The organism is Mesorhizobium sp. M5C.F.Ca.IN.020.32.2.1, from assembly GCF_004023105.1.
GTDB lineage: Bacteria > Pseudomonadota > Alphaproteobacteria > Rhizobiales > Rhizobiaceae > Mesorhizobium > Mesorhizobium wenxiniae.
This window is the reverse complement of the sequence record NZ_RZSX01001596.1, coordinates 1-562: the sequence shown is the minus strand read 5'-3', so window position 1 is coordinate 562 and position 562 is coordinate 1. Positions and strand designations below refer to the sequence as shown.

The window sequence follows — 562 nt, the reverse complement described above, 5'->3', positions numbered from 1 at the left end:
AGATAGTTGGCGATCGATGCATCGATAGTGACCGTCCTTGCCGAAACATCGCCGCGTGAAATCGAAGCCGTCGAAGCCTTGATGGTGACCTCAGGCGCATTGCCGGTCTTCGAGAAGACGAGCGTGCCACGCACATCGCCTTCCGCCTTTTCCAGCGCAAGGGCTGCGAGCGGTCCGATATCAGGCAGGTCGAGCGCCACGGTGCCATCAGGCACGAACGCCTCGTCAAGTGCCAGGTCGCCTGATACCCGGTTCTTGCCGAGTGACAGCAGAAGCCCGTTGATAGCGCGCTTGCCGTCTGACGTCGCCAGCACGGCACGGCCTTGCAGGGGCTGGCCCGCGACATTTCCGGTCAGTTGGACATTGGCCGCCGGGTTGGCGGCATCGGCCTTGCCGGTGGCGGTGAGCCTCAACCCGGTGATTTCTCGCGCCGCCACCGAGAGCCGGTCGCTGTCGACCGTCAGCGACAGGTCAGGCGCGGTGCCGGCGCCTTGCGCGTTCAGCGCGAAAGCGATGGCGCCCTTGGCATCCCCGGACAGAAGCGAGATGTCGGTCAGCGCGC

Annotated in this window: 1 protein-coding gene; it reads right to left on the bottom strand. The window is 65.1% G+C overall.

Annotated elements, in window-relative coordinates:
* A partial coding sequence (locus EOA86_RS37660) for a hypothetical protein (RefSeq protein WP_164892458.1) occupies positions 1–562 on the bottom strand: 562 nt, incomplete at both ends.